This window comes from Flagellimonas hadalis, assembly GCF_007785775.2.
In the GTDB taxonomy this organism is placed as follows: Bacteria; Bacteroidota; Bacteroidia; order Flavobacteriales; family Flavobacteriaceae; genus Flagellimonas; species Flagellimonas hadalis.
This window is the reverse complement of the sequence record NZ_VNIK02000003.1, coordinates 120,660-145,337: the sequence shown is the minus strand read 5'-3', so window position 1 is coordinate 145,337 and position 24,678 is coordinate 120,660. Positions and strand designations below refer to the sequence as shown.

The window sequence follows — 24,678 nt, the reverse complement described above, 5'->3', positions numbered from 1 at the left end:
TTTTATTTGTCCAACAAGGCTTCTTGGAACAGGTTGAAGATCCGGGTATATTCGTCCGTCCAACTGCTGGGTTCCACAAAACCGTGGCGCTCCACGGGATAAACGGCCATTTCCCAATTTTCCTTACCGAGTTCGATAAGCCTTTGGGACAGGCGAACCATGTCCTGAAAATGCACATTGTCGTCCACCATGCCATGCAATATGAGGAGTTGTCCTTGGAGACCATCCGCAAAATAGATGGGAGAGCTTCGTTTATAGGCCAGACTGTCCGTGGCAGGCGTGTTCAGGATGCGGGCAGTATAGCCATGGTTGTATGCGGCCCAGTCGCCCACAGAACGTATGGCCCCTCCGGCACTGAACGTTTCGGGCGCGTTGAACATGCCCATCAAGGTGATGAAACCTCCGTAGGACCCTCCATAAATACCGACCTTGTCCGAATCGATGCCATATTTTTCCATCAACATTTTGGCCCCGTCCACTTGGTCCGACAAATCTTTTCCTCCCATGTGGCGATAGATTCCGGTACGCCAATCCCTGCCATATCCGGCACTTCCCCTATAGTCGATGTCCAATACGGTATAGCCATTGTCCACCAAAAGATTGTGGAACATGTATTCCCTAAAGTAGGAACTCCACCACTTGTGGGCGTTCTGTAGGTAGCCAGCACCGTGCACAAAGATCACGGCCGCTTTGTTTTTTACAGATGGATCGGGCTGATACAATCTGGCATAGACCTCTGCACCGTCCGATGCTTCAAAGGTGATGATTTCAGGGTCTTTCCAATTATAGGCGTCAAAGGCCTCGGTATTGGAACGGGTAAGCTGTACGGCCTCGGTTTTTTGCTTGGCGTTTACTGGATTCTCCTGAAGGAAAAGTTCCGTCGGTTTGTTGGAATAGGAATAAAGGATAGCCATGTTTTTTTCATCAGGGGAAAGAATGACTTCGTTCCCGCCCACCTCATTGGTCAACTGTTCCATTTTACCGCCTTTGAGGGGCATGGTGTAGAATTGGCGGTCGCCAGGATGGTTTTTGTTCGCCGTGAAATACCATCTGGATTCGTCCTTGGAGATGAAAGGGTCATAGATTTCAAATTCACCCGAGGTCAAGGCCTTTGCTTTTTTGGAATTGATGTCCATGGTGTACAAATGGGCATATCCCGTTTTTTCGGACATGAACCAAAACTCTTTGTCATTGGGCATCCAGCCTAGGGAACCGCCCCCCCATCCACTGATACCGGGCCCAGCGATCCAGGCCTCATCGTGCTGACGGTCCATTTGCTCCACAGTTCCTTTCTCGGGATCAAGTAGTACGATCCAACGGTCCTTATAATCGTTGGCCTGAATATCCAATATGGCCTTGGAACCATCTTTGCTCCATGTAGAACCGCTTATGGACCCGATGCGATTTTCATTTTTGTACGGTTTGTCTGGATAATCCTTGGTGTACTCGGGCACATAATCCAATCCTTCCAAGTTGTCCAAGGTCACAGGGTAACTCTTGCGTTGGGCGATATTGTACACGAACATCTCGAACTTGGTGGGCTCGTCACCTACCTTGGAACGGGTGTTCTGGTCTTCGGTATAACCAGATTCAGTAACAAAGTGAGGAACAATGGTGCCCTTGGTTTTGGGCCTGTCCATAAGGACATAAGTGATGTAGCGTCCAGAGGGATCTATTTGTTGACCGATGACCGTTTTTCCATTGGTCACCAATTCCAAGGGTTCCAATGCTTTTAATTTTTCTTCCAGTTTTTCCCCGGCATCCTTTTTGGCCTTTCGCTCCCGGAGCACATCAAAAAGCTCCAATTGGTCCTGATAGAGCCATTCGTCCTTGGAATCCCTTTTGGTTTCACTTTTCTTGGAACTTACGAAATTGGTCAATTGCTCCGTGGTGCCGGTGGCCATATCCCATACGTATAGGTCATCACCTTTGGTGTAGGCTATTTTGGTGCCTTTATGGGTGAAATGCGGATCGCCTTCACGATCTTGGGTCTTGGTGATTGGGGTAGATGTATGGGTGGCGAGGTCCATCAGGAAAATATCACCGTTCTTGGAGTAGATGCCTTTAGTCTTTGATTCATTGTAAGTGATGCGGGAAGAGGGTAGTGCGGCCGCGGTCAAAAAATCCACTTTTTGGATCTTTTTTGATGCTGTGGAATAGGCATAAAGGGAATCGCTCATGGCCCCATCGGGGTTCCAATCAAAATAAAGGGTCTTCCCGTCGGTGGACCAATGGGCGTTAGAGGGCCTGTGGCCAACAAAATCGTCCCCTTGCATGATGTCCTTGATTTGTAAGGAGGAGATGTTGCCTTTTTGGGCGAACAATCCAAAGGAGGTGAGGAATAAAAAAACAATGGAAAGTACATATTTTCCCATAATGGATCTGAGGTTTTAGTTAGTCAATGTCATTCCTTCAAATATCGGATATTTTGATGGTTTTTGCGACAGATTATTTTAGCATATATTGAAATGACAGCAATAAAAAAGGGACACAGATCATGTATCCCTTTTTAAAATAGTTGGTTAGAAGTAATAGGCCTTATGGTATTAACTCCAATAGGTTGACGTCCACCATTCCCGATATGCTGAGATCATTTCCGGAGCTGTTGTTGGCCCCGTCCACGGTAAAGGCATAGGAAAAGGTAAGGTGGTTGCCAGCATTGGGGTCAAAGGTCAAGTCGGTAAATGTCATTTCAGAGACCCCAGCCCCCCCGGATTCGTATTCATCATTGATCATGAAATATTTATAGTCATCACCGATCACTCCATGTTTAAGGGCAATTACTACATCTCCTACACTTTCCGTTTCTTGACCTAGATTGACCACAGTAAGTTCCCAATCCATATAGTTAATGGTGTAGGTACCCTCGGGTGAGCTGAGAAAGCGGCGAAAATTGAAGAAATATTCAGTGTCGTTCCCAACTTGGGTAATGGTGACAATATTATAGATATCAAAATCATCTGGGTCGATAGGGGAAAACCGATAGCTAGCTGAATCCTCAAAAGGGAGGTTGTCCGGTCTTGTTCCACTAAGTTGCAGTGTAAGGAAGCCATATTTGGCCAGTTCTTCCAGCCCGAGCCCATCCATTCCATCCTGTCCTGGAGCCCCGTCCAATCCATTAACACCATCTGCACCATCTGCACCATCTTGTCCGTCCGCACCGTTTAGGCCATCTTGGCCATCCCGACCGTCAATACCGTCAATACCATCTTTCCCATCCTCAATGGAACAAGAGGTCATGGTCACCCCTAGTGCAAGTACGGCAATGCCAAAAAGTTTGATCAGTTTCATACCTAATAGTTTTGAGTTCAACAAACTAAAGGTAACGGTACAAGGCATTGGAAGATGGCGCAATTGACGGATGCCCTGTTTGAGTTGACGGATGATGGGTTTCAATCAACCTATGCGACTTTTACCCTTATGAATTACCATACAATCAGCCTGATAGAGGTTTTGGGCGGGATGGATTTTCGGACAGAATCGAACTGCAAATGCAAATCTTGAAGTATCTTTGTCTCGTGAAAAGAGGGTATAGGTTATTGGGGATGCTGCTTTTGGCATCCATCTATATTTTTGGGATTGGTATTTCCAGTAGGATCGTTACTGGTCCGGATGCTGGACATTCCGGGCAGGGCAGCTATTTTTCCGTGGCGAAGACCACCCTGTTCTGCGATGTTCCCCAGCCAGAAACTTCTTTTGACAAAGTCAATGACTATCCTGCTCCAAGTCCCAATATTTTCTTTACGGGCAATGCCAGTGTACAACGGCCCCATGAAATTCTGTTCGGGGCGACCGGGCGACAGTATCTCCGCTTTTCGGCCAATTTTCTGATACGGCACCGAAAGGCCGACCTCATTTTCCCTTTCCATTATTTTTGGTGATGTTTTTCTGAACATCCTGGTTTAAAAATGGATCCATTCAGGTCCACGGCTTTTGCATTGGCAAGGCCAACATCACTTTACATAGCATTCAAAATCAAAAAAAATGGAAATAGATTTTGGGACCCTTTTGATAGGTTCCATAACCGTGGCCATATGTGCCATCCCCTTTGTGCTGACCATTGGCAGCAGAAAAAAGAGGGAAAAACAGATGATGAAATCACTTCAAACGATGGCCGCACAGCACAATTGTCAGATTGGACAACGCGAGTTCTGCGGAAATTATGTCCTGGGTATGGACAAGACAGATCGGTTTGTGTTCTTTCACCAAGCCATCAAGGAACAAACGAAGGAACGGACCGTGGACCTAATGGAAGTTGCAGCCTGTAAACCCATGAACATCGGAAGAAAGATTGCCGGTGAAAGGGTGGTGGAACGTTTGGGACTGGAATTTGTCCCGACCGATAAAGACACTTCGGAGATCCAATTGGAACTGTACAACAACGACCATAGCTTTCAATTGCGTGGAGAGCTACAATCCATGGAAAAGTGGACAAGGTTGATCAACGATCGGTTGAAACGGTTACAGCCAACGGAATAGCAATCAATCAAGCCGGGATGAAAGTCCCGGTTTTTTTTATGCTTGGATCACCTTATTGTCCTTTTTCGAATTCGATGGTAGGGAACAAAAAGAATATTATAGGTCTTGGCATAGACATAGGTGAACTGGGCCCCAAAGAAAAGAATGAGACAGGAATAGGAGACCCATAACAGGATGAGCACAATAGTACCCGCGGCACCATAGGTGGAACCCGGTTTTGCTTCACCAAAATAGAGACCCAACAGAAATTTACCGATCACAAACATTACTGCGGTGATGAATGCCCCGAACCACACCGCTCTCCATTTTATTCGGGCATCCGGTAAAAACTTGAACATCAACGCGAACATCACCGTAATGATGGCAATGGAAGAAACAATGTCCACGGCATAGGCCAGATAGATCACGGCATCGGTGATGATACTCCTCAGGTAATCGTTCAGGGCAGATATGGCCGCGGTGACCATAAAACTGATCAACAGCAAAAAACCGATCACCAAGATGAAGGCAAAGCTCCGGGCCCTTTCCGAGGCCAATTTCCAAAAGCTGAAATTGGTGGGACGGTCTATCCGCCATATTTCGTTCAGCGATATTTTTAACTGGTACAGCACACCCGAAGCACCAAAAAGCAGGGTTGCAATACCGATTACCGTGGAGATTACACTCTGGTCCTTGTTTTGGGTGTCCTGTACAATTTTCTCGATGGTCTGCGCGGCATTGGGCCCTAGGGCAATGGTGAATTCGTCTGTCAACCTGCCCTGCACAATGTCAACGCCCCAAATGGCCCCCACCAAATTGATGATGATCACCAAGAGAGCGGGCAGGGACAGCACGGCATAATAGGCCACAACGGCACTCAGTCGCCATGGCTGCACCTTTCCCCAGGCCTTGTAGGTGTCCAGGATGAGGTAGGGAAAATCCCTGTACCTGAATCGTTTTGAATATGTATGGGGCTTTCCCAAAATACGGTCATTTGATTACGGACAAGTTGTCCCACCCTCTAAAGTGGGTATGGCAATACTACTTTTTTTTCAAAAGGAAGGCTGACGCAAATCGAATCAATGTTGACGGAATTGCATTGGAAAATTCTATGTGTTTGGGATCAAGAACCTTCCTTGTCCACCCGGAAGGTGATCTTTCTATTGGTAATCATGGAAGCGACCCGTACATCCAAGGTGATGGCATCCGAAATGGCGGAAGGGTCACATACGTAGGCATCATTGAACAGGACCAACCGATAGCGGTATCCCTCCATCTCCATACCCACATTGTTGATGGTCAAAGTGGCGGTGTCCGTACCGGAATAGGTGGCGGAATCGGAGAGGTCGGAAAAGGTGAGGCCGTTATCCGTGCTCAATTGCCATTGGAAACTGGTCGTATCGTCCACGGTTATGGCGATGTTTCCTGACTGCCCGTCAAAGATGACCATATTGGACGGGGCTGCCAGAATTCCCGGAGAATCCCCCGCTTCCCGATAATCAAAGATGCCGTTACCATCCCCGTCATGTGGAGCGGTATAACCACCTTGGCCAGTGACCACGCCCCAAGCATCAATGGAAACCGGGGATGTCCCTAAAAAGCCATCGTTGTCGCCGTCAGTGAAACCGGCTTCCATAACATCGTTACAGCCATCGGCATCGCTATCCGTGGAAACATAGTCCAAAATATTGTCGTTGTTGGAATCCAGGATCTCGTAATTGATGGTCCCGTTGTCATATTGTGACGGGGCCTGCACCGCGTTGGGAATACCGTCGGTGCCGACCGCTCCAGGGACCCTTCCTGCCACAAGGGTTTGACCGTGGCCCGCTTCCACGGCATCCAGAATTCCATCATTGTCACTGTCCAGGTCAATGCTGTTGGCGAGTCCGTCCCCGTCGGTATCAAGCGGGGTACAAGTGGTGATAAAACTATTGTCGTTCACCACAAAGAAGATAGGATCCGCATTGGCGGAGATCTCCAACCTGAATATGACTGCCCTGGCCCTTTCGGCAGGGGTAAGGCCAAACTCAGCCAGTTCCACCCCGGCCAGCCTGATGTTCTTTTTGGAATTGCTCGCGTTGGGCGAATCGTTCACATTGTACTGGTCCACTATGGAATTTCCCACAATGGGCGTGGTGTTCCAATTGATCTCCACACCATTTCCCAAATAGTTGCCATCTTCGTCCAAGAGGTGCAGTCTGTTGTAGTTGGAACCGCTTCCCAGCTGTGCTCCCTGGGTCAATAGGATATCCACTTGGCCATCGCCATAGGCAGGGGTGTTGGTACCGCCAAGCCTAAAATACCAGGCATTGCCAATATTGGCGATCGCGTAGGACATGTCCAGTCCACGTTCCCCTTCATAGAGGTAGGGGTTGAACGGAATCCCGCCCGTGGTGAGTAAGGGGCCCACCGCACTGCTTGTGTTGCCGTCAATGGCCCTTCCCTCCAAGCGGATGCCCGATTTGATCTTGGTCACCGGCCTCAGGGCGGTCCATGAGGTCTCTTCCACACTGATATCGCCCGTGCCGTTACCGTCGGTGTCCATAAGATCGAACAGGCCATTGCTGTCACTGTCGATCATGGCAGTGGAATTCACGCCGGTGGCATAGGTCTTGCTTCCTACCGTAAAGGCCAAAAGCGTGGAAACATTGTCATAGGACTGTGGGTTGATGCTTCCTGCGGACGAGGACCAAAAACCATTGTAATTGGTGTAGATGGAGGTCACATAGTTTGTGGTGGGAACCGTAGCGGGAGGCGTCCCGAAGGCGGTATTGATTTCGCATCCATCTTCAAAAAGATCCGGAATGCCGTCATTGTCATCATCCTCGTCGATGTCGTCGGATATCCCATCACCATCGGTGTCCACATAGGGCAAAGGGGCACTGTCCATAGGGAGGGGCAGCTCCTTTTTTGGTGCCATGGCCGCGTTCAGGAAAAAGAACAGGGATATGGGAACGATGATCCACAATTTCAGGCGTGAAAAGAACCTTTTGGTTGGGTCGATTTTCGTATAGGACATGCGTTGAGGCTGTTCGAGGTTTTAATATCCCAACGAACTTAGGCCACCAAGCCCAAACAGGGCAACTATTGTTGTTAATGGCCAGTTATACAGGGTGTAAGGGGGGTATGCTGTTGTTGGGGGGATATGGAAGCGGATATTTGGAATGTAAAAACCCCATAAACATTGTGCTTATAGGGTTTTTCTGTACTCGAGGCGGGACTTGAACCCGCACGGGCAAATGCCCACAGGATTTTAAGTCCGGCGTGTCTACCAATTCCACCACTCGAGCAGGACTTAATTTGCAGTATTTTAATTCTTCTGTTTTTATTTTGTAATTAAGTTCTTTAAGAACTCTTTCCCAAATCCAGATTTCAATTTTTTCTCTTCAGCTCTGGCCTCAGTCCTTGTCTGAAACTCTTTTTCAAAAATCAACTCAAAAGGTCTATAAGGCCTAGTGGTCTTGTTTTTTCCAGAATTGTGTTCCTTTACCCTCCTTTCAATATCAGAAGTAATTCCGACATAAATATAGTTTCTTTCTAAACTACTTAAAGCGTAGGTATAAAACATATTCCGGTTTCTTGCTTGTGTCTACCAACCTGCCTGCCGGTAGGCAGGTTCCACCACTCGAGCAGGACTTGTACGTAAAAAAAAACTCCACCCGTGGTGACTGAGCGGAGTCGAAATCGAGCGAAAAACGGGATTCGAACCCGCGACCTCCACCTTGGCAAGGTGATGCTCTACCAACTGAGCTATTTTCGCATCTTAAAGAACCCTGCACTTTTATCAAGCGCGGATGCAAATTTAAAACATTTCCTTTAAAATGAAAGAATTTTTTCAGGAAGTCGCCTTTTTCTTTTTTCCCAACAGTCTTTTGATCTCGTTCAATTTCATCAATGCCTCAACAGGAGTAAGGGTATCGATGTCCAAATGCAAGATCTCTTCCTTGATTTCTTCCAGCAAAGGGTCGTCCAAGTTGAAAAAACTCAGTTGCATCTCATTTTGGGAGGCTTGGAGCTTGTCCGTCATCTCTTCACTGGAATGTGATTTTTCCAGTTTTTTCAGGATTTTGTTCGCTTTTTGGATGACCTGCTGCGGCATGCCCGCCATTTTGGCCACATGGATCCCAAAGCTGTGCTCACTGCCCCCGAGCACCAACTTCCTAAGGAAAAGCACGTTGTCCTCCAATTCCTTTACCGAAACATTGTAGTTCTTGATCCGGGTAAAGGTGGTGGTCATTTCATTCAGTTCGTGGTAGTGCGTAGCGAAAAGCGTTTTGGCCTTGGCCGGGTGCTCGTGCAAGTACTCGGAAATGGCCCAAGCAATGGAAATACCATCATAGGTGCTGGTACCGCGACCGATTTCATCCAATAACACCAAACTTCGCTCGGAAAGGTTGTTGAGGATGGATGCCGTTTCGTTCATTTCCACCATAAAGGTCGATTCGCCCATCGAAATGTTATCGCTGGCCCCCACACGGGTAAAAATCTTGTCGATGACACCAATTTTGGCCTCCGAAGCGGGTACAAAACTTCCCATTTGCGCCAAGAGCACTATCAAGGCCGTTTGCCGCAACAAGGCCGATTTACCACTCATGTTCGGCCCTGTGATCATGATGATCTGCTGGTCGTCACGGTTCAGTAGCACATCATTCGTTACATACAATTCGCCCAAAGGCAACTGTTTTTCAATGACGGGGTGCCTGCCTTCGGTGATGTCCAATTGGGTGGACTCGTCCATGATAGGCTGTACATAATGATTTTCGCTGGCCAGTTGGGCAAACCCGCAAAGGCAATCCAACTGCGCGATCAAATGGGCATTTTGCTGCACCGGGGTGATGAATTCCTGCATCCACACCAAAAGCCGTTCGAACAATTGTTGTTCCAAGTGCAAAATGCGCTCTTCGGCCCCCAAGATCTTCGCTTCGTATTCCTTGAGTTCCTCGGTGATGTAGCGTTCCGCATTCACCAAGGTCTGTTTGCGGATCCAACTTTCGGGCACCTTGTCTTTGTGGGTGTTCCGCACCTCAATATAGTAACCGAACACGTTGTTGGAATCGATTTTGAGCGAGGTGATTCCCGTAAGTTCGGTTTCACGCTCCAACATTTTGTCCAAATAGTCTTTCCCAGAAAAAGCGAGGTTGCGGAGCTCATCCAATTCCTCGGAATAGCCTTGGGCGATGGTGTTGCCTTTGGCAATGTTCACGGGAGCTTCCTCGTTCAAGACCTCTTTGATTTTGGCACGAAGGGATTCGCAGGCATCCAATCGCTCCCCAATGTTTTGTAGCGAAGGATTGCTGCTGTCCTGCGCCGCTAATTTTATGGGCACAATGGCTTCCAGCGAATTTTTAAGTTGGATGACTTCCTTCGGATTGATTTTTCCGGTCGCCAATTTGGAAATGAGACGCTCCAGATCACCCATTTGTTTGATCCAATGTTGCATCTTCTCCAATTGCCCGCCATGTTCCTTCAAATGGGCCACCACGTGATGGCGCTGTTTAATTTTCTCCAGATTTTTCAAAGGAAGGGCCAACCAACGTTTCAGCAAACGTCCACCCATGGGTGATAATGTCTTGTCGATGATATCCAATAAGGTCACCGCATTTTGATGGGGCGAATGGTAGAGTTCCAGATTTCTGATGGTGAACCGGTCCATCCACACATATTCCTCTTCGGCAATGCGTTGGATCTGGTTGATATGCTGCAATCGGCTATGTTGGGTTTCCGATAGGTAATGCAACACGGCCCCCGAGGCAATGATGCCATGGTTGAGGTGCTCTATGCCGAAACCCTTTAGGGTTTTGGTGCCAAAATGGTTGTTCAGGCTTTCGTTGGCGTAATCTTCCTGAAAGATCCAATCTTCCGTGAAGAAGCTGTGGTATTGGTTGCCAAAGTATTCCGCAAATTCCTTTTTATGATTTTTGGAGACCAGGACCTCGTTGGGCGCAAAGTTTTGAAGAAGTTTGTCCACTTGCTCCACGGAACCTTCTGAAGTCAAAAACTCCCCAGTGGAAATGTCCAAAAAGGAGATGCCCAATTTGTTTCGCCCAAAATGCACGGCACATAAAAAGTTGTTGCTTTTGGCCGTCAAAATGTCGTCGTTGAGGGCCACGCCAGGGGTCACCAATTCCGTTACCCCACGTTTCACGATGCTCTTGGTCATCTTGGGGTCTTCCAACTGGTCACAGATGGCCACCCGTTGCCCGGCCTTTACGAGCTTTGGTAAATAAGTGTTGAGCGAATGGTGGGGAAACCCGGCCAATTCCGTTTTATCGCCACCATTGTTCCTGTGGGTCAGGATGATGCCCAGGATTTTGGCGGCCTTGACGGCATCATCACCAAAAGTTTCGTAAAAGTCGCCCACACGGAAGAGCAACAACGCATCAGGATGTTTGGTCTTGATGGTGTTGTACTGTTGCATCAACGGGGTTACCTTCTTTGTCTTATTGGCTGCCAAAGCGATTTTATTCTTTTATTTTTGCCCCAAAATTGGGTGGAGGACGAATATATCGTTTTCATCAGCTTCCCAAAATTTTTGTTGATATTTTGCCCCCAATGGTTAAAAAAATGAATCGAAAACTAGAAAATAGCGAATTGGAGCGACTGGATGTGGAAGGTTTTAAGGAAGCAGAAAAATCGCCCATGATCATCATCCTGGACAATGTACGTAGCTTGAACAACATCGGCTCAGTGTTTCGGACGGCCGATGCCTTTTTGGTGCAAAAGATCTATCTCTGTGGCATTACGGCCACCCCTCCGCACAAGGATATCCGCAAAACGGCCCTTGGCGCCACCGAGAGTGTGGATTGGGAATACCGCAAGGACACCCTGGAATTGGTGGAGGAACTCAAATCAAACCATATTAAAGTCATTTCGGTGGAGCAGGCGGAAAATGCCATCATGTTGAATGCGTTTCAAACTGATCCCAAAACAACAGTGGCATTGATTTTCGGAAACGAGGTCAAAGGGGTTTCGCAAGAAGTGGTATCGGCCAGTGACGCCGTTTTGGAAATTCCGCAGTTGGGCACCAAACATTCCCTCAATATTTCGGTAAGTGCAGGGATAGTGGTGTGGGATCTCTGGTCCAAACTGCATGCCCAAAAATGAAAAAAGCCCTGAAAAATCAGGGCCCGATATAAAGTTTGAGTTAGTTAGTTCCGTATTAAGAGGGCTCTAAGAAAATAAAACCAATCGTTATATCCAAACATTTTCTAAAAATTCTCCTAAAATTGGGATGAAAGGATGTTATCATCGAGCATCTCCAAGATGGACTGATAATCGGTCGGGTTGTTGACAAAATCCAGCTCGCCCATGTCGATGATGAGGCTGTTCTGCTCTGGATGGTCCTTGAGGAAATCCAAATACCCCCGATTGATTTTTTCCAAATAATCCGGGTCCATGTCCTGCTCATAGTCCCTGCCCCTTTTTTTGATGTTGGCCAACAACCGTTCGGTATTTTGGTAGAGGTAAAGGTAGATTTCAGGCTTTTTCACCTCCTTGTACATAAAGTTGAACAGCTTTCGGTACAGGTTGAATTCTTCCTGCTGCAGGGTCACCTTGGCAAAGATGAGCGATTTGAAGATGTCATAATCACTGACCATAAAGTTCTTGAACAGGTCAAATTGGGAGGTGTCGTCCATGAACTGCTGATAGCGGTCCGCCAAAAAGGACATTTCCAAAGGAAATGCGTAGCGGGGTTTGTCCTGATAGAACTTGGGCAGAAACGGGTTGTCCGCAAAGCGTTCCAGTACCAATTTGGCATTGAAATCCTCAGCGATCATCTTGGAAAGCGTGGTCTTGCCCGCACCGATATTCCCTTCGATGGCAATGAACTGCAGTTGGGAATACAGCCCCGAACGGTCCTTGAACAGTTGATATTTTGTTTTGGTGAGCTTGCTACGGTCCTTGCACTCCTGCAACAGGTTGCGGGTGTCCTTTTGGAACACGGGATGGTACAATTGGGGGGCAATGTCGGCCAATGGTTTCAACACAAAGTTCCGATGCTGCATTTGAGGGTGGGGGATCGCCAAACGATCCGTTTTGACAATTTCGTTACCGTAATAAATGATGTCAATGTCCAAGGTCCGGGGTCCATAAGTCTTTGTATCCGAGCGCACACGGCCGAAATCCCGTTCAATCTGCATCAATGTATCGAGCAGTTCGTCAGGTGAAAGTGGGGTCAGTAGGGAAATGCAGATGTTCAAAAAATCGTCCCCCTCAAAACCTACGGCCGGATTTTCATATACCGAAGAAATGTCCAAGATGGATCCTGCGCGTTGTTGGATACGAAAAATAGCTTTTTGGAGAGTTGCCCGGCGATTGCCCAAATTGCTTCCCAGCGAAAGATATGCCTTTTGTTTTCTGACCATAATCGAAGAAACAAAGTAAGCAAAACAATACAACAATGGTTATATTTGGAACAGATTAAATTTTCATTGGATGAACTTTTTGAGAAACCTATTGGCCTCGATTTTGGGGAGCCTTGTGGCATTTGGAATCATTGTGGCCATGTTCTTTATCTTTTTGGCCTTGGTGGGCAGTGCGGATGATGGGATAATAGTGAAAAAGAACTCGGTTCTGGAGCTTGGCTTTATGGCCCCTGTACTGGATTATACAGGCAAGGACGAGACAGACCCCTTTGCGGCATTGTGGGGCCCCGAGTTGGGCATGGATGAAATTTTGCACACCATAGAAGTGGCCAAAACGGATGATCATATCGAGGGAATCAGCATCACCACCAGTTTTTTGCAAGCGGGCATCGCGCAGACCCGGGAGATTAGGGAGGCCTTGCTCGATTTTAAGGCGTCGGGCAAGTTCGTGCTCGCCCATTCCGACATTTATACCCAGAAGGATTACTATTTGGCCAGTGTGGCCGATGAGGTGTACATGAACCCCGTAGGCGTACTCGATTTTAAGGGACTTGCCACAGAGGTGTTGTACTTCAAGGACCTTCAGGAAAAATCAGGGATAAAAATGGAGGTCATTCGCCATGGCAAGTACAAAAGCGCAGTGGAACCCTTTTTGTCCAATACCATGAGCGATGAGAACCGCACGCAGATCAAGGAATTGATCACTTCCATTTGGGACGTTATTGTGGACGACATTTCCGTATCCAGAAAGATGAGCCCATCTGATCTTAACACCGTGGCCGATACCTTGGGAGGAAGAACACCCACTTTGGCAGTGGCCTCAGGACTACTGGATGGGGTGTTGCATTTTGACGAGTACGAAGATCTCCTTCGGGAAAAAATGGGGGTGAACGAGGATGAAGAGCTCAACTACATCAAGTTTATGGATTATGCCCAATCGGCAAGCAAGAAAAATATAGTGACAGGAACGGACAAAATAGCCGTGATCTATGCCCAAGGGGAGATATTCTACGGGGAGGGCGGAAAAGATTACATTGGTCAAGGACTGATTGTGGAGGCCCTGCAGAAAGCGGTGGAGAACGAAAGTGTGAAAGCCATCGTGTTCCGTGTGGATTCCCCTGGGGGCAGTGCCCTGGTCTCCGATATCATTTGGAGGGAGATGCAACTGGCCAAAAAAGAGAAACCTCTGGTCGTTTCCTTTGGAAACGTGGCGGCATCGGGGGGATACTATATTGGTGTGGGCGGCGACAAGATCTTTGCCGAACCTACGACCATTACCGGGTCCATCGGGGTGTTCGGGACCATTCCCAACATCAACGAACTGGCCAAGAATGTGGGCATCAATGCAGAGCAGGTGGGCACCAACCAAAATTCGGTGGATTATTCGCTGTTCGAGCCCATGGACGATTCGTTCCGAAATGTGATCCAAGAAAGCATCGAGGAAACGTATGGCATCTTTTTGGAGCGTGTGGCCCAAGGCCGCAACATGAGCATTGCCCAAGTGGACTCACTCGCCCAGGGAAGGGTCTGGAGTGGGGTGGATGCCAAGGCGAATGGCTTGGTGGACGAACTGGGCAATTTGGACGATGCCATAGCGGCGGCGGCCGAGATGGCGGGATTGGATTCCTATGGCATACGGAAATATCCAAAATATAAGTCAGGCTTTGAACAGTTTATGGAAAATATGGGCGGCGTAAAGACCAAGATAGGGGAGTCCATCATCCAGGAAGAGATCGGTACGGAGGCCTACCAACTCTTGAAGGAATTCAAGGAATTGGGCAAACAGGAAGGGATTCAGGCCAAGATGCCGTTCCGTCTGAACATTAAATAAGGATGACCCAAAAGGACAAAAGAGCTGCGTTTTCCATTTACCTCTATCTGGGGGCACTGTTCATTACCTCCTTGGTGGTGTCCAACCTCATTTTCCAAAAGTTTTTCCATTGGGCCCCGTTTGGCGATGTCACTGTTTTTGGGGCACCACTTTTCGAGCTTTCGGTGGGGATCTTGCCCTACCCGATCACTTTTTTGATCACCGATCTGATTTCTGAGATCTACGGAAAGAAAAAAGCCAACCAAGTGGTAACGGCGGGTATCTTTGCTTCCTTTTTTTCCATGGGCATCATTTTATTGGCCATCTATTCCAAGGCCATTCCAGCTTCTCCCATAGATGATGTTACCTTCAGCAAGGTCTTCGGGCTGTCTCCCTTGGGCGTACTGGCCTCCATGTTGGCCTATCTGGCGGCGCAGTACATCGATATCAGCATCTATCACTTCTGGAAAAAGGTCACACAGGGCAGAATGTTGTGGCTCAGGAACAATTTTTCCACCTTCTCTTCCCAATTGATAGATACGGTCACCGTGGTGGGACTTTTGTGCATCTTTGGTGTTTTGCCTTGGGACAAATTCTATGGTCTGGTCATCAGCGGAGTGCTTTTTAAGATAATTATAGCACTTTTGGACACCCCTTTGCTCTATCTTTTCGTATATCTGATGAGGAAAAGATTTAACTTAAAAATAGGGGAAGAAATTTCCTTGGATTGAGGACTTCTCCGTTAATTTGTTGTAAAACATTCTATTATGAAGAAAAAAGTCCTAAAGATTACCGTTATAACCCTACTTGTACTCATCGCTATTGTTGTGGCCATTCCTTTGTTCCTCCAAGGAAAGATCGAACAGATCATCAAGGACAAGGTCAACAACAGCATCAATGCCACTTTGGATTTTGAGGATGCCAGTTTGAGCCTTCTCAAGAACTTTCCCAATGCCAATGTGGAGCTCACCAACATTTCACTGGTGAACAAGGCCCCGTTTGAGGGCGACACCCTGTTTTCCTCGGGGAAGATAGAGCTTACAATGTCGATCAAGGAACTCTTCAAATCTGCCGATGAGCCCATCGTCATCCAGAAGTTCAATGTGGACAAGGCCAAATTGAACATCAAAGTGGATGAAAACGAAAATGCCAACTACGACATTGCCAAGGAAGACGAAAGCGCACCTTCCGAAGCCACCGAGGAAGCTTCCAGTGACAATTTCACCCTGAACATGGATTCCTATAGCATCACCAATTCCGAGATTGTGTACCACGATCTTTCCAGCGGTATGCGTTTGGCCATTTCCGAAATGAACCACTCCGGTACCGGAGATTTGTCCCTCGAAAAATCACAATTGAAGACCATGACCGATGCCTTGGTCTCCTTTGAGATGGACAGTACCCTGTATTTGAACAAGAACAAGATCAATCTGGATGCCTTGATCGATATCGACCTGGTGGAGAGCAAATATTCCTTTTTGGAGAACAAGGCGTTGGTGAACCAATTGCCCTTGGTGTTCGATGGTTTTGTAAAGGTCAATGAGGACAACCAAGAGGTGGACATCACTTTCAAGACGCCGTCGTCCGATTTCAAGAATTTCCTTGCCGTGATCCCCGAAGCCTATTCCAAAAACATCGAGACCGTGCAGACCACGGGCAATTTTGAGGTGAACGGCCAGTTCAAGGGCATTGTGGATGACGAGCACATCCCTACGTTCAAAATTGCCATCAATTCGGACAATGCGTCCTTCAAATATCCCGATCTGCCCAAGGCCGTGCGCAATGTGTTCATCGATACGGAGATCAACAACGAAACGGGAATCACGGAAGACACTTATGTGGACATCAACAGGCTGTCCTTCACCATTGACGAGGACAAGTTCAACATGAACGCCAAGATCAGGGAGCTTATGGGCAACACCAAAGTGGATGCCCACATGGACGGACGAATCAATCTGGCCAATATTTCACAGGCCTATCCCGTTCCCGATGACTACAATCTGAAAGGGATTTTGAATGCCGATGTGACCGCTGGATTTGACATGGAATCCTTGGAGAAAAAACAGTACCAGAACACCAAGATGAGTGGTAACATGCAGCTCACAGGATTTGAATATGCTTCCGAGGAACTGAAGAACCCTGTGGCCATCAACAATGCGGCCATGACCTTCAATCCCCAAACGGTAGCCCTGAACTCCTTTGAGGGTAAAACGGGAAGCACCGATTTCAATGCTTCGGGAACCCTGACCAACTTGTTGGGCTTTATGTTCAATGATGAAAAAGTGGAGGGGAACTTTAAGCTGACTTCCAACCAGTTTGCCCTGAACGATTTTATGATGGAAGAAACGGCCGAAGCGGAAACCAGTACAGGTGAGAAAGAAAGTACACCCGCACCGACGGGCGAGGAACGCATCAAAATACCTTCCTTTTTGGACTGTACCGTGGAGGCGGCGGCGAATACCGTGCTGTATGATGACCTGAAGTTGAAGAACGTGAAGGGAACCTTGGTGATCAAAGATGAAACGGCAACGGTACAAAACCTTACCTCTGATCTTTTTGGAGGCACATTGGGCTTGACGGGATCGGTATCCACTAAAGGGGCCAATTCCACTTTTGATGTGGATCTGGGCATGAACAATTTCAACATAGGGGAATCCTTTGCCGGATTGGACCTGTTCAAGGTGTTGACACCTCTGGCCAGTGCCATTCAGGGAAAACTCAATTCCGATATCAAGATCTCGGGGAACCTGAAGGATGATTTTACCCCAAACTTGGCGACCATATCCGGAAATCTTTTGGCCGAACTGTTGTCACCTAAGGTGGACACCGAAAAAGCGCCCTTGGTCTCTGCTTTGGACAGCAAGTTGAATTTTTTGAACACCAAGGAAATCAATCTGGATGGGCTCAAAACGGCCCTGAGTTTTGATAATGGGACCGTTAAGGTAAAACCGTTCACCTTAAAATATAAGGACATCGCCATCAATGTCGCGGGTAGCCATAGTTTTGAAAAGCAATTGGAATATAAGGCCACTTTGGACGTTCCCGCGAAATACTTGGGTACGGAGGTCAACAAACTGATTGCCCAAATGAACGACAATAGCTTGGGGGAGGTGACCATTCCCGTCACTGCAAATATTGGGGGCAATTTCACCAATCCAACGGTCAGCACGGATCTGACCTCTGGGGTCAAGACCTTGACCACAAAATTGGTGGAGATCCAAAAACAAAAATTGGTGAACCAAGGCAAGGACAAGGCCAAGGACCTGTTGTCCGATGTGTTCAAAAAGAACGAGGGCGATACCACTTCCACCAAATCCTCCGGGGTGAAAGAAGCTTTGGGGAACCTGTTGGGAGGTGACAAAAAGGCCACCACTACCGATACGACCAAGACCACAACCAAGGAAGAAGACGTAAAGAATACCGCAAAATCCGTGCTGGGGGGATTGCTGGGCAAAAAGAAAAAGGATACTGTGAACTAAAAAAGAAAAGGGCGATTGAATCGCCCTTTTTTATTCCTCGATTTCTCCCTCAATGGTGGCCAGAATCTCATCCATGCTCTGCATCAAAGGGGCGTAGTGCATGGTTTCCGTGGTGATGCTGGTGAGGATGAACATCAACAGATTGTTCTCAAATTCGGTGGATTGCAATAGGGCGAGGTTGCTCAGTTGTTCCGTGGCAACCGGAAGTCCCAAATCGCCGGAAACCCCAGTGAGGTCGTAAATGGTCTTGATGCTGTTTTCATTCGTTCGGAACATATTGATGATCTGGTCCCTCTCATGGTCCAGCATGGCCTCTTGTTTGGAAATATCATCCAAATTGGAAATCCAGTTGGTGAGCAAAACCCGAAGTTCTGGGTTGGACAGGTCCTTCAAACTGCCCGAATTGATCATTTCCTCCAAGAGCGAATTGTTGGGGTTATAGGAAATATCAAAAGCGAGGGCATTGTAGAGCAGGTTGGACAGTTCTTCTTCATTGGGAGAGCGGTCCGGGTCCTGCATGAAACCGATGATGGTCTTGGAATCCTCATAGCTCTTTTTGTTGACAGAAATAAGGGTCTTGAGCTTGTTTTGGCTCGTTTCGAATTCCTTTTTCAGACCGATGAGATAGACCTGTTGCTTCTTGTGTTTGATGCTGTCCTCGTTGGCATTGTCGATGGCCAAGGCGATGAGAATGCCGATCACTACCAGCACGATTTCACCAATGGCATAGAGCATATAATTGCCTACCTTTTTATCTGCGATCAGTCCCCTTCGGATTTTTCTAAAAAATTTGAGCATGCTTCTGTTTCATTTGTTCTGTCGTTCGACCCATTTGTAAACGGCTTCTATGGCAAAGCAAAATACCAAGATGGATACGGCCACAATCACCCCCATTTTATTTGAACTGAACTGCTGTTGCAAGAGCACTATCATGGCCATTCCGCATAAAAGAAAGCCCAAGAAGGGCACCATTTTATTGCTGCCTGTCTGTGGGGCGAGCTTGAAGCCGGCATAGTTCACCATGGCAAAAATGAGAAGGAACCCTACACTCCCTGCCGTTGATATGCTCTCCAATTGGAGGGTATTGGTCAGTGTCAGGGTAAGAATGGCGGTGATGAACAGACCTATGGGTTGGTTCCAAAGTTGATAGGTGAGTTGGTGGGGCAGTTCGTCATCCTCTGCAATTTCATAGCTTACCCTACTTCCTCCATAAAGTGATGCGTTGATGGCCGAAAAGGTGGATATGAGTGCCGCAATCGTAATGATGGTGAAACCCACCTTGCCAAGCATGGGTTTGGCCGCCTCGGCAAGCACATAATCCTCCGCAGTGGCAATTTCCTTGAAAGGGAGGGAACCGACGGTCACGACTGCAATGATGAGGTACAGTAAGATCACGAATAGGATCGAAATGTAATAGGCCCTTGGGATGTTCCGTTTAGGGTCGTCCATATCCGGAGCGGCATTGGCAATGAGTTCAAAACCTTCGTAGGCCACAAAAATGACCATCCCTCCGGTCAATAATTTGATGGGGGCTTCCCAATTTTCTGGGGATAATTGCCCTAGATTGGGATTGCCCATCAGCCCGTATATGCCCACTCCAATGAAAGAGATGAGGATGATCAGTTTGATCACCACCGCGTAGGATTCTATGGCACCGACCACCTTGATGCTGTAATAGTTTATGGCAGAGGCCAATATGATGATCGCACTGGCAAAAATGTGAAAATCCATCGGTTCGCCCGTAATGGAAACCAAGTTTGGTGCATAGGAGCCAAAAGCGGAAGCATATAGGGAAAGCATGATGATATAGCTGACCCAAAGGAGATTGTTGATACCGCCACTGAAAATTGTTCTGCCAAAACCTTGATTGATGAACTTTACGGTCCCACCTCTATCAGGATAGGTCAAAGAGAGCTTCACATAACTGTAGGAGGTCACCAAGGCGATGATGCCCGCAAAAAGAAAGGCCAAGGGTGTGCCCCCCTTCGCCAAGGAAACGGCAAGTCCCAACACGGCAAAAATACCACCGCCGACCATGCCGCCAATGCCAATGGATATCGCTTCCCGGAGTCCTATTTTTTTGGCCATCTTACGATCAGGTTGGATAAGTGCCTAACAATCAAAGCCACTTTAGGTTTTGGTTAAAAATTTATTCCCACATAATATCCCTCACTGCCCCGTACATTGAACACCGTGCTGTCCTCAAAGATGAGGTACTGCCCTTTGATGCCCTTGAGCACTCCGGTGTAACTGGGTGTTTTGTCCAGGTTCAGGCTTTTGACCTTCTCGGGATATTGCAGTACGGGAAAATCAAGGTGGGTTTCCCCATTGTTCTCGATGAAATATTTGGCAGCTTCGTCGGGTATAAAGGGTTTCAATTTATTGCGCCATTCCAAGAGGTCCACATCCTCAATATCATTTTTGAGCATTTTCTGCCAGCTGGTCTTGTCGCTCACATGGTCTTTTAGGGCCACCTCGGTGATTCCGGCCAAATACCGGTTGGGCACTTCCACAATTTCGATGGCCTCGTGCGCCCCTTGATCGATCCAGCGGGTGGGCACCTGCGATTTTCGGGTGACGCCTACCTTTATGCTACTGGAATTGGCCAGATATACAATGTGTGGCTGCAGTTGCATCTTCTTTTCGTATTCCAGGTCACGGTCTTCCTTGTCCAGATGGGCCGTGCTCAGTTCGGGTTTCATGATCCAATCCCCGGCACGTGGGGTCTCATAAAAGCAGGATTTGCAGAACCCCTGTCGGTAAATGGGCCTGTCCTCTCCGCAATTGAGACATTGGAACTTGATGAAATCGATTTGGAGCTGTTTGCCCAACGCTTGGTTCATGTTCAGAAAATCGTTCTCGAAGACCAAAAAGTACTGGATGGGCTTCCCGTTTTCGGTTTGCATTTTGCGTAGAACTCCTTCGTATAGCATGTGGAATGAATGTTTGTTTCTAATTTGAAAATGAAAGCCAGAAAAGCTATTTTAGCGGTTACACCTTACTAAATTCTCGGTTAAAGATACCTAAAAATGCCAATACCATTATTCAATTCCATAGCTTCTTGGTTATTGAGAAAGCGTTATCACCAGATAGAGCTTTTTTTGAAGTACCCCTTGGATGTCCAAGATGAGGTATTGCGGCAATTGGTGGACTTTTCCCAGGACACCATGATCGGTAAACAGTATGGGTTCAAGGATTTACCCAAATATGAGGAATTTTGCAACCGGGTGCCCTTGGTGAGCTATGAGGATGTGGCCCCATTGATAGAACGCACGCGAAAAGGCGAACAGAACCTGTTCTGGCCCACCACCATCAAATGGTTCGCCAAGAGCAGTGGCACCACCAATGCGAAGAGCAAGTTCATCCCGGTGAGCAACGAGGCCTTGGAAGATTGCCATTACAAGTCCAGCAAAGATTTACTGTGCCTATACTTGAACAACAATGAGAATTCCCAACTGTTCACGGGAAAGAGCCTCAGGTTGGGAGGGAGCAAGGAACTGTACGAGGACAACGGGACCTTTTTCGGAGATCTTTCCGCCATTTTGATAGACAATATGCCCCTTTGGGCAGAATATAGCAGTACGCCCAGCAACAAAGTCTCTTTGATGAGTGAATGGGAGTCCAAGTTGGAGGCCATTATCGAAGAGAGTATTCGGGAAAATGTCACCAGTTTGGCAGGCGTCCCTTCGTGGATGTTGGTATTGCTCAACCAAGTGTTGGAGAAAACCGGTAAGAACCATTTGTTCGAGATCTGGGAAAACCTGGAGGTTTATTTTCATGGAGGGGTGAGCTTCACGCCCTATCGCAACCAGTATAAAAAATTGTTGCCCCGCAAAAGCTTCAATTACTATGAGACCTACAATGCCTCCGAAGGATTCTTTGGCATCCAGGACCAAAATGATTCGGAAGACCTGTTGCTGATGTTGGACTATGGCATCTTTTATGAATTCATCCCGATGGGAGCAGAAGGGAACGGAAAGGCCATTCCCCTGTGGGAAGTGCAGCTCGGGGTAAACTATGCTTTGGTGATCACCACCAATGCGGGACTTTGGCGCTATAAGATCGGTGATACGGTTCGCTTCACCAGCAAGAACCCTTACCGCATCAGGATCACGGGGCGCACCAAGCACCACATCAATGTTTTTGGGGAAGAACTGATCATCGAAAATGCAGAAGAGGCATTACGGCAAATATGCCAAACCACGGATTCCGAGATCATGGACTACACCGCCGCCCCCATTTTCATGACCGATAAGGAAAAAGGCGCCCATGAGTGGATCATTGAATTCAGAAAACCACCGAAGGATGTACCCCATTTTATCGAATCCCTTGACAATGCACTCAAATCGCTGAACTCTGACTATGAGGCGAAACGATACAATAACATCACCCTCAAAATGCCCAAAGTACACGTGGCACGCAAGAACCTTTTCCACGACTGGTTGAAATCCAAGAACAAATTGGGCGGGCAACACAAGATTCCAAGGCTCTCGAATGAAAGGAATTACATTGATGAGCTACTTCAAATGAACATGAAATAGAGTGATTATTTATAGTATGTGGAAGGTTATGATGGATTAACGAAAACGTTTTCGTAGATTTGAACCCTTTATCGTGGAAACGTTTCTTTTGAACAAATAAAAGTGGAGTTTTTGCATTTAATGGTGAAATTCCCCCCGTAAAATTTTGTCAAACACTAAACCATTGAACAATGACAGAAAAACTGGTAGTCATCTCAGATATGTGGGGTGCCAAAAAAGGGTTATGGATAGCTTCTTATTTTGGATACCTTCAGCAGTATTACGACATCGTGTTTCACGATTGCCAACAACTAGGGGGCATCGATGTGCCATTGAACACCGAAGAGAACATCCACAAGGCCTTTGTCGATGGCGGAATTGATACAGCAGTTGCCCAATTGCTGAAAAAAGAAACCATACCTGCACATTACTTGGCCTTTAGCACAGGGGGTACCATTGCCTATAAAGCTGCACTTCGAGGTCTGCCCATGAAATCCCTTACTTCTATATCGGCTACACGGATCAGGTTGGAAGATCAAAAGCCCAATGTGCCGATGAACTTGATCTATGGGGAATATGATGAGTTCATTCCCAATCAGAAATGGGCGCAGGAAATAGGAGTGGAACTCAATGTGGTTCCCCATTTCGGCCATGGTCTTTATACCGATGAAAAAATCATCTCAGAAGTGTGCTTGGGCCTTTTGGAACAAGTGACACAAGTGGTGGCTACCAAGAAAGCGGTCTAGACCCTTTAGGGTCTAGGACACCACTTTCAGTTTTTTGATGGTCTCGTATGAGAGCATTTTCTCGGCGTAGGCCTTGGTGACCTTGAACTCGGTTTCATCACTGCTTGGCAGGGTGAACATGGCATCGGTGAATACAGCTTCGCAGAGCGATCGCAGTCCACGGGCCCCAAGTTTGTACTCTACCGCCTTTTCAACAATATATTCGAGTGCTTGTTCCGTGATGGTGAACGAAATCCCATCCATGGCAAACAATTTTTCGTATTGTTTGATGATGGCATTTCTGGGCTCGGTCAAAATGGCCCTTAGGGTCTTCGCGTCCAAAGGGTTCATGTGGGTGAGCACGGGCAGTCTACCAATGATTTCCGGAATGAGCCCAAATTCCTTCAGGTCTTTCGGGATGATGTATTGTAGGATGTTCTCACTGTCCAGTTTGTCCTCCGCTTTGGAGGCACTGTAACCAACGGCCTGCATGTTCAGGCGTTTGGTGATGATGCGTTCAATACCGTCAAATGCACCGCCCGCCACAAAAAGGATGTTCTCTGTGTTCACTTCGATGAACTTTTGGTCTGGGTGCTTGCGCCCACCTTTGGGTGGAACGTTCACTACGGTGCCTTCCAGAAGCTTCAACAGTCCTTGCTGCACTCCTTCACCTGAAACATCACGGGTTATGGAAGGGTTGTCGCTCTTTCGGGCAATCTTGTCGATCTCATCGATGAAGACAATGCCTCTTTCCGCTTTCTCCAAGTTATAATCCGCAGCTTGTAGCAAACGGGTGAGTATACTTTCCACATCCTCGCCCACATAACCGGCCTCTGTGAGCACGGTGGCATCCACAATGGCCAAAGGCACATTTAGCATACGGGCTATGGTCTTGGCGATAAGGGTCTTTCCGGTCCCGGTCTGCCCAACCATGATGATGTTGCTCTTTTGGATCTCTACATCATTGTCCTTGCCCTTGGGCTGCAAAAGCCTTTTGTAGTGGTTGTACACGGCAACCGACATTACCCTCTTGGTCCTTTCTTGGCCAATGACAAAAGTGTCCAGGAAATCATGGATCTCCATGGGCTTTTTCAGGACCAGTTCGGAAGAGAGGTCTTGGTTCTTGGATTGTTTGGATTCTTCAGCGACTATGCTGTGGGCCTGTTCTATACATCTATCACAGATGTGCGCATCAAGCCCGGCGATCAATAAATTGGTTTCCGGTTTTTTCCTACCACAAAAAGAACATTCCAGATTTTCCTTTGCCATACTTCATCAATATTCTGCATTCAACCTACAATAACGTAAAAAAAATGGTTT

The 24,678-nt window shown here is 47.5% G+C and carries 19 protein-coding genes and 2 tRNA genes; 8 read left to right on the top strand and 13 right to left on the bottom strand.

The window, feature by feature from the left end; genetic code table 11:
• Nucleotides 1–2 precede the first annotated feature (2 nt).
• Entirely contained in the window at nucleotides 3–2,375 is a 2,373-nt protein-coding gene (locus tag FOT42_RS06895; protein ID WP_151889841.1) for a prolyl oligopeptidase family serine peptidase, read from the bottom strand.
• 163 nt (nucleotides 2,376–2,538) lie between these two features.
• Nucleotides 2,539–3,291 carry a collagen-like protein gene (locus FOT42_RS06890; protein ID WP_151889840.1) on the bottom strand — a complete coding sequence of 251 codons (753 nt, stop codon included), beginning with the start codon at nucleotides 3,289–3,291 and terminating at the stop codon, nucleotides 2,539–2,541.
• A 209-nt stretch (nucleotides 3,292–3,500) separates the two neighbouring features.
• Between FOT42_RS06890 and FOT42_RS06885 the strand changes: the two genes are divergently transcribed.
• Complete coding sequence (locus FOT42_RS06885) at nucleotides 3,501–3,881, top strand: hypothetical protein (RefSeq protein WP_151889839.1); 381 nt, start codon at nucleotides 3,501–3,503, stop codon at nucleotides 3,879–3,881.
• Between the two features lie 103 nt (nucleotides 3,882–3,984).
• Nucleotides 3,985–4,479, top strand: a complete 495-nt coding sequence (locus tag FOT42_RS06880; RefSeq protein ID WP_151889838.1) for a hypothetical protein — start codon at nucleotides 3,985–3,987, stop codon at nucleotides 4,477–4,479.
• Between the two features lie 47 nt (nucleotides 4,480–4,526).
• On the opposite strand, the gene FOT42_RS06875 is transcribed toward FOT42_RS06880, so the two are convergent.
• From FOT42_RS06875 to mutS, 6 genes are all read right to left on the bottom strand, one after another.
• Nucleotides 4,527–5,441, bottom strand: coding sequence for a YihY/virulence factor BrkB family protein (locus FOT42_RS06875; protein WP_151889837.1), 915 nt, complete (start codon nucleotides 5,439–5,441; stop codon nucleotides 4,527–4,529).
• A 140-nt stretch (nucleotides 5,442–5,581) separates the two neighbouring features.
• On the bottom strand, nucleotides 5,582–7,477 hold the full coding sequence (locus tag FOT42_RS06870; protein WP_151889836.1) for an autotransporter outer membrane beta-barrel domain-containing protein: 1,896 nt from the start codon (nucleotides 7,475–7,477) through the stop codon (nucleotides 5,582–5,584).
• Nucleotides 7,478–7,664: 187 nt separating this feature from the next.
• Nucleotides 7,665–7,748, bottom strand: a tRNA-Leu gene (locus FOT42_RS06865).
• A gap of 35 nt (nucleotides 7,749–7,783) precedes the next feature.
• A complete protein-coding gene (locus FOT42_RS06860) occupies nucleotides 7,784–8,026 on the bottom strand; it encodes a GIY-YIG nuclease family protein (RefSeq protein WP_151889835.1) in 243 nt (80 codons plus the stop codon).
• Nucleotides 8,027–8,145: 119 nt separating this feature from the next.
• Nucleotides 8,146–8,218 (bottom strand) — tRNA-Gly (locus FOT42_RS06855).
• 75 nt (nucleotides 8,219–8,293) lie between these two features.
• On the bottom strand, nucleotides 8,294–10,876 hold the full coding sequence (mutS, locus tag FOT42_RS06850) for a DNA mismatch repair protein MutS (protein ID WP_151890014.1): 2,583 nt from the start codon (nucleotides 10,874–10,876) through the stop codon (nucleotides 8,294–8,296).
• A 146-nt stretch (nucleotides 10,877–11,022) separates the two neighbouring features.
• Between mutS and FOT42_RS06845 the strand changes: the two genes are divergently transcribed.
• Nucleotides 11,023–11,562, top strand: a complete 540-nt coding sequence (locus FOT42_RS06845; RefSeq protein WP_151889834.1) for an RNA methyltransferase — start codon at nucleotides 11,023–11,025, stop codon at nucleotides 11,560–11,562.
• Nucleotides 11,563–11,678: 116 nt separating this feature from the next.
• Here FOT42_RS06845 and folK read toward each other — a convergent pair whose 3' ends face one another.
• Nucleotides 11,679–12,824, bottom strand: coding sequence for a 2-amino-4-hydroxy-6-hydroxymethyldihydropteridine diphosphokinase (folK, locus tag FOT42_RS06840; RefSeq protein WP_151889833.1), 1,146 nt, complete (start codon nucleotides 12,822–12,824; stop codon nucleotides 11,679–11,681).
• Nucleotides 12,825–12,894: 70 nt separating this feature from the next.
• Between folK and sppA the strand changes: the two genes are divergently transcribed.
• The 3 genes from sppA to FOT42_RS06825 are packed head-to-tail and all read left to right on the top strand — an operon-like array spanning nucleotide 12,895 to nucleotide 18,113.
• On the top strand, nucleotides 12,895–14,655 hold the full coding sequence (gene sppA / locus FOT42_RS06835; RefSeq protein WP_151889832.1) for a signal peptide peptidase SppA: 1,761 nt from the start codon (nucleotides 12,895–12,897) through the stop codon (nucleotides 14,653–14,655).
• 2 nt (nucleotides 14,656–14,657) lie between these two features.
• On the top strand, nucleotides 14,658–15,365 hold the full coding sequence (locus FOT42_RS06830) for a queuosine precursor transporter (protein ID WP_151889831.1): 708 nt from the start codon (nucleotides 14,658–14,660) through the stop codon (nucleotides 15,363–15,365).
• Nucleotides 15,366–15,401: 36 nt separating this feature from the next.
• Entirely contained in the window at nucleotides 15,402–18,113 is a 2,712-nt protein-coding gene (locus tag FOT42_RS06825) for an AsmA-like C-terminal region-containing protein (protein WP_151889830.1), read from the top strand.
• A 30-nt stretch (nucleotides 18,114–18,143) separates the two neighbouring features.
• On the opposite strand, the gene FOT42_RS06820 is transcribed toward FOT42_RS06825, so the two are convergent.
• From FOT42_RS06820 to FOT42_RS06810, 3 genes are read right to left on the bottom strand one after another with little or no spacing between them, the layout of a single operon-like run.
• The gene (locus tag FOT42_RS06820) at nucleotides 18,144–18,911 is read right to left on the bottom strand and encodes a DUF6090 family protein (protein ID WP_151889829.1); all 768 of its coding nucleotides are present in this window, start codon (nucleotides 18,909–18,911) and stop codon (nucleotides 18,144–18,146) included.
• A gap of 9 nt (nucleotides 18,912–18,920) precedes the next feature.
• Nucleotides 18,921–20,201, bottom strand: a complete 1,281-nt coding sequence (locus FOT42_RS06815; protein ID WP_151889828.1) for an APC family permease — start codon at nucleotides 20,199–20,201, stop codon at nucleotides 18,921–18,923.
• A gap of 53 nt (nucleotides 20,202–20,254) precedes the next feature.
• Nucleotides 20,255–21,046 carry a DUF2797 domain-containing protein gene (locus FOT42_RS06810; RefSeq protein ID WP_151889827.1) on the bottom strand — a complete coding sequence of 264 codons (792 nt, stop codon included), beginning with the start codon at nucleotides 21,044–21,046 and terminating at the stop codon, nucleotides 20,255–20,257.
• Nucleotides 21,047–21,142: 96 nt separating this feature from the next.
• Between FOT42_RS06810 and FOT42_RS06805 the strand changes: the two genes are divergently transcribed.
• Together FOT42_RS06805 and FOT42_RS06800 are read left to right on the top strand one after the other, a co-directional pair.
• Nucleotides 21,143–22,654 carry a GH3 auxin-responsive promoter family protein gene (locus FOT42_RS06805; RefSeq protein ID WP_151889826.1) on the top strand — a complete coding sequence of 504 codons (1,512 nt, stop codon included), beginning with the start codon at nucleotides 21,143–21,145 and terminating at the stop codon, nucleotides 22,652–22,654.
• A 170-nt stretch (nucleotides 22,655–22,824) separates the two neighbouring features.
• Entirely contained in the window at nucleotides 22,825–23,379 is a 555-nt protein-coding gene (locus tag FOT42_RS06800; protein ID WP_151889825.1) for an alpha/beta fold hydrolase, read from the top strand.
• A gap of 12 nt (nucleotides 23,380–23,391) precedes the next feature.
• On the opposite strand, the gene clpX is transcribed toward FOT42_RS06800, so the two are convergent.
• Complete coding sequence (gene clpX / locus FOT42_RS06795; RefSeq protein ID WP_151889824.1) at nucleotides 23,392–24,627, bottom strand: ATP-dependent Clp protease ATP-binding subunit ClpX; 1,236 nt, start codon at nucleotides 24,625–24,627, stop codon at nucleotides 23,392–23,394.
• Nucleotides 24,628–24,678 lie beyond the last annotated feature (51 nt).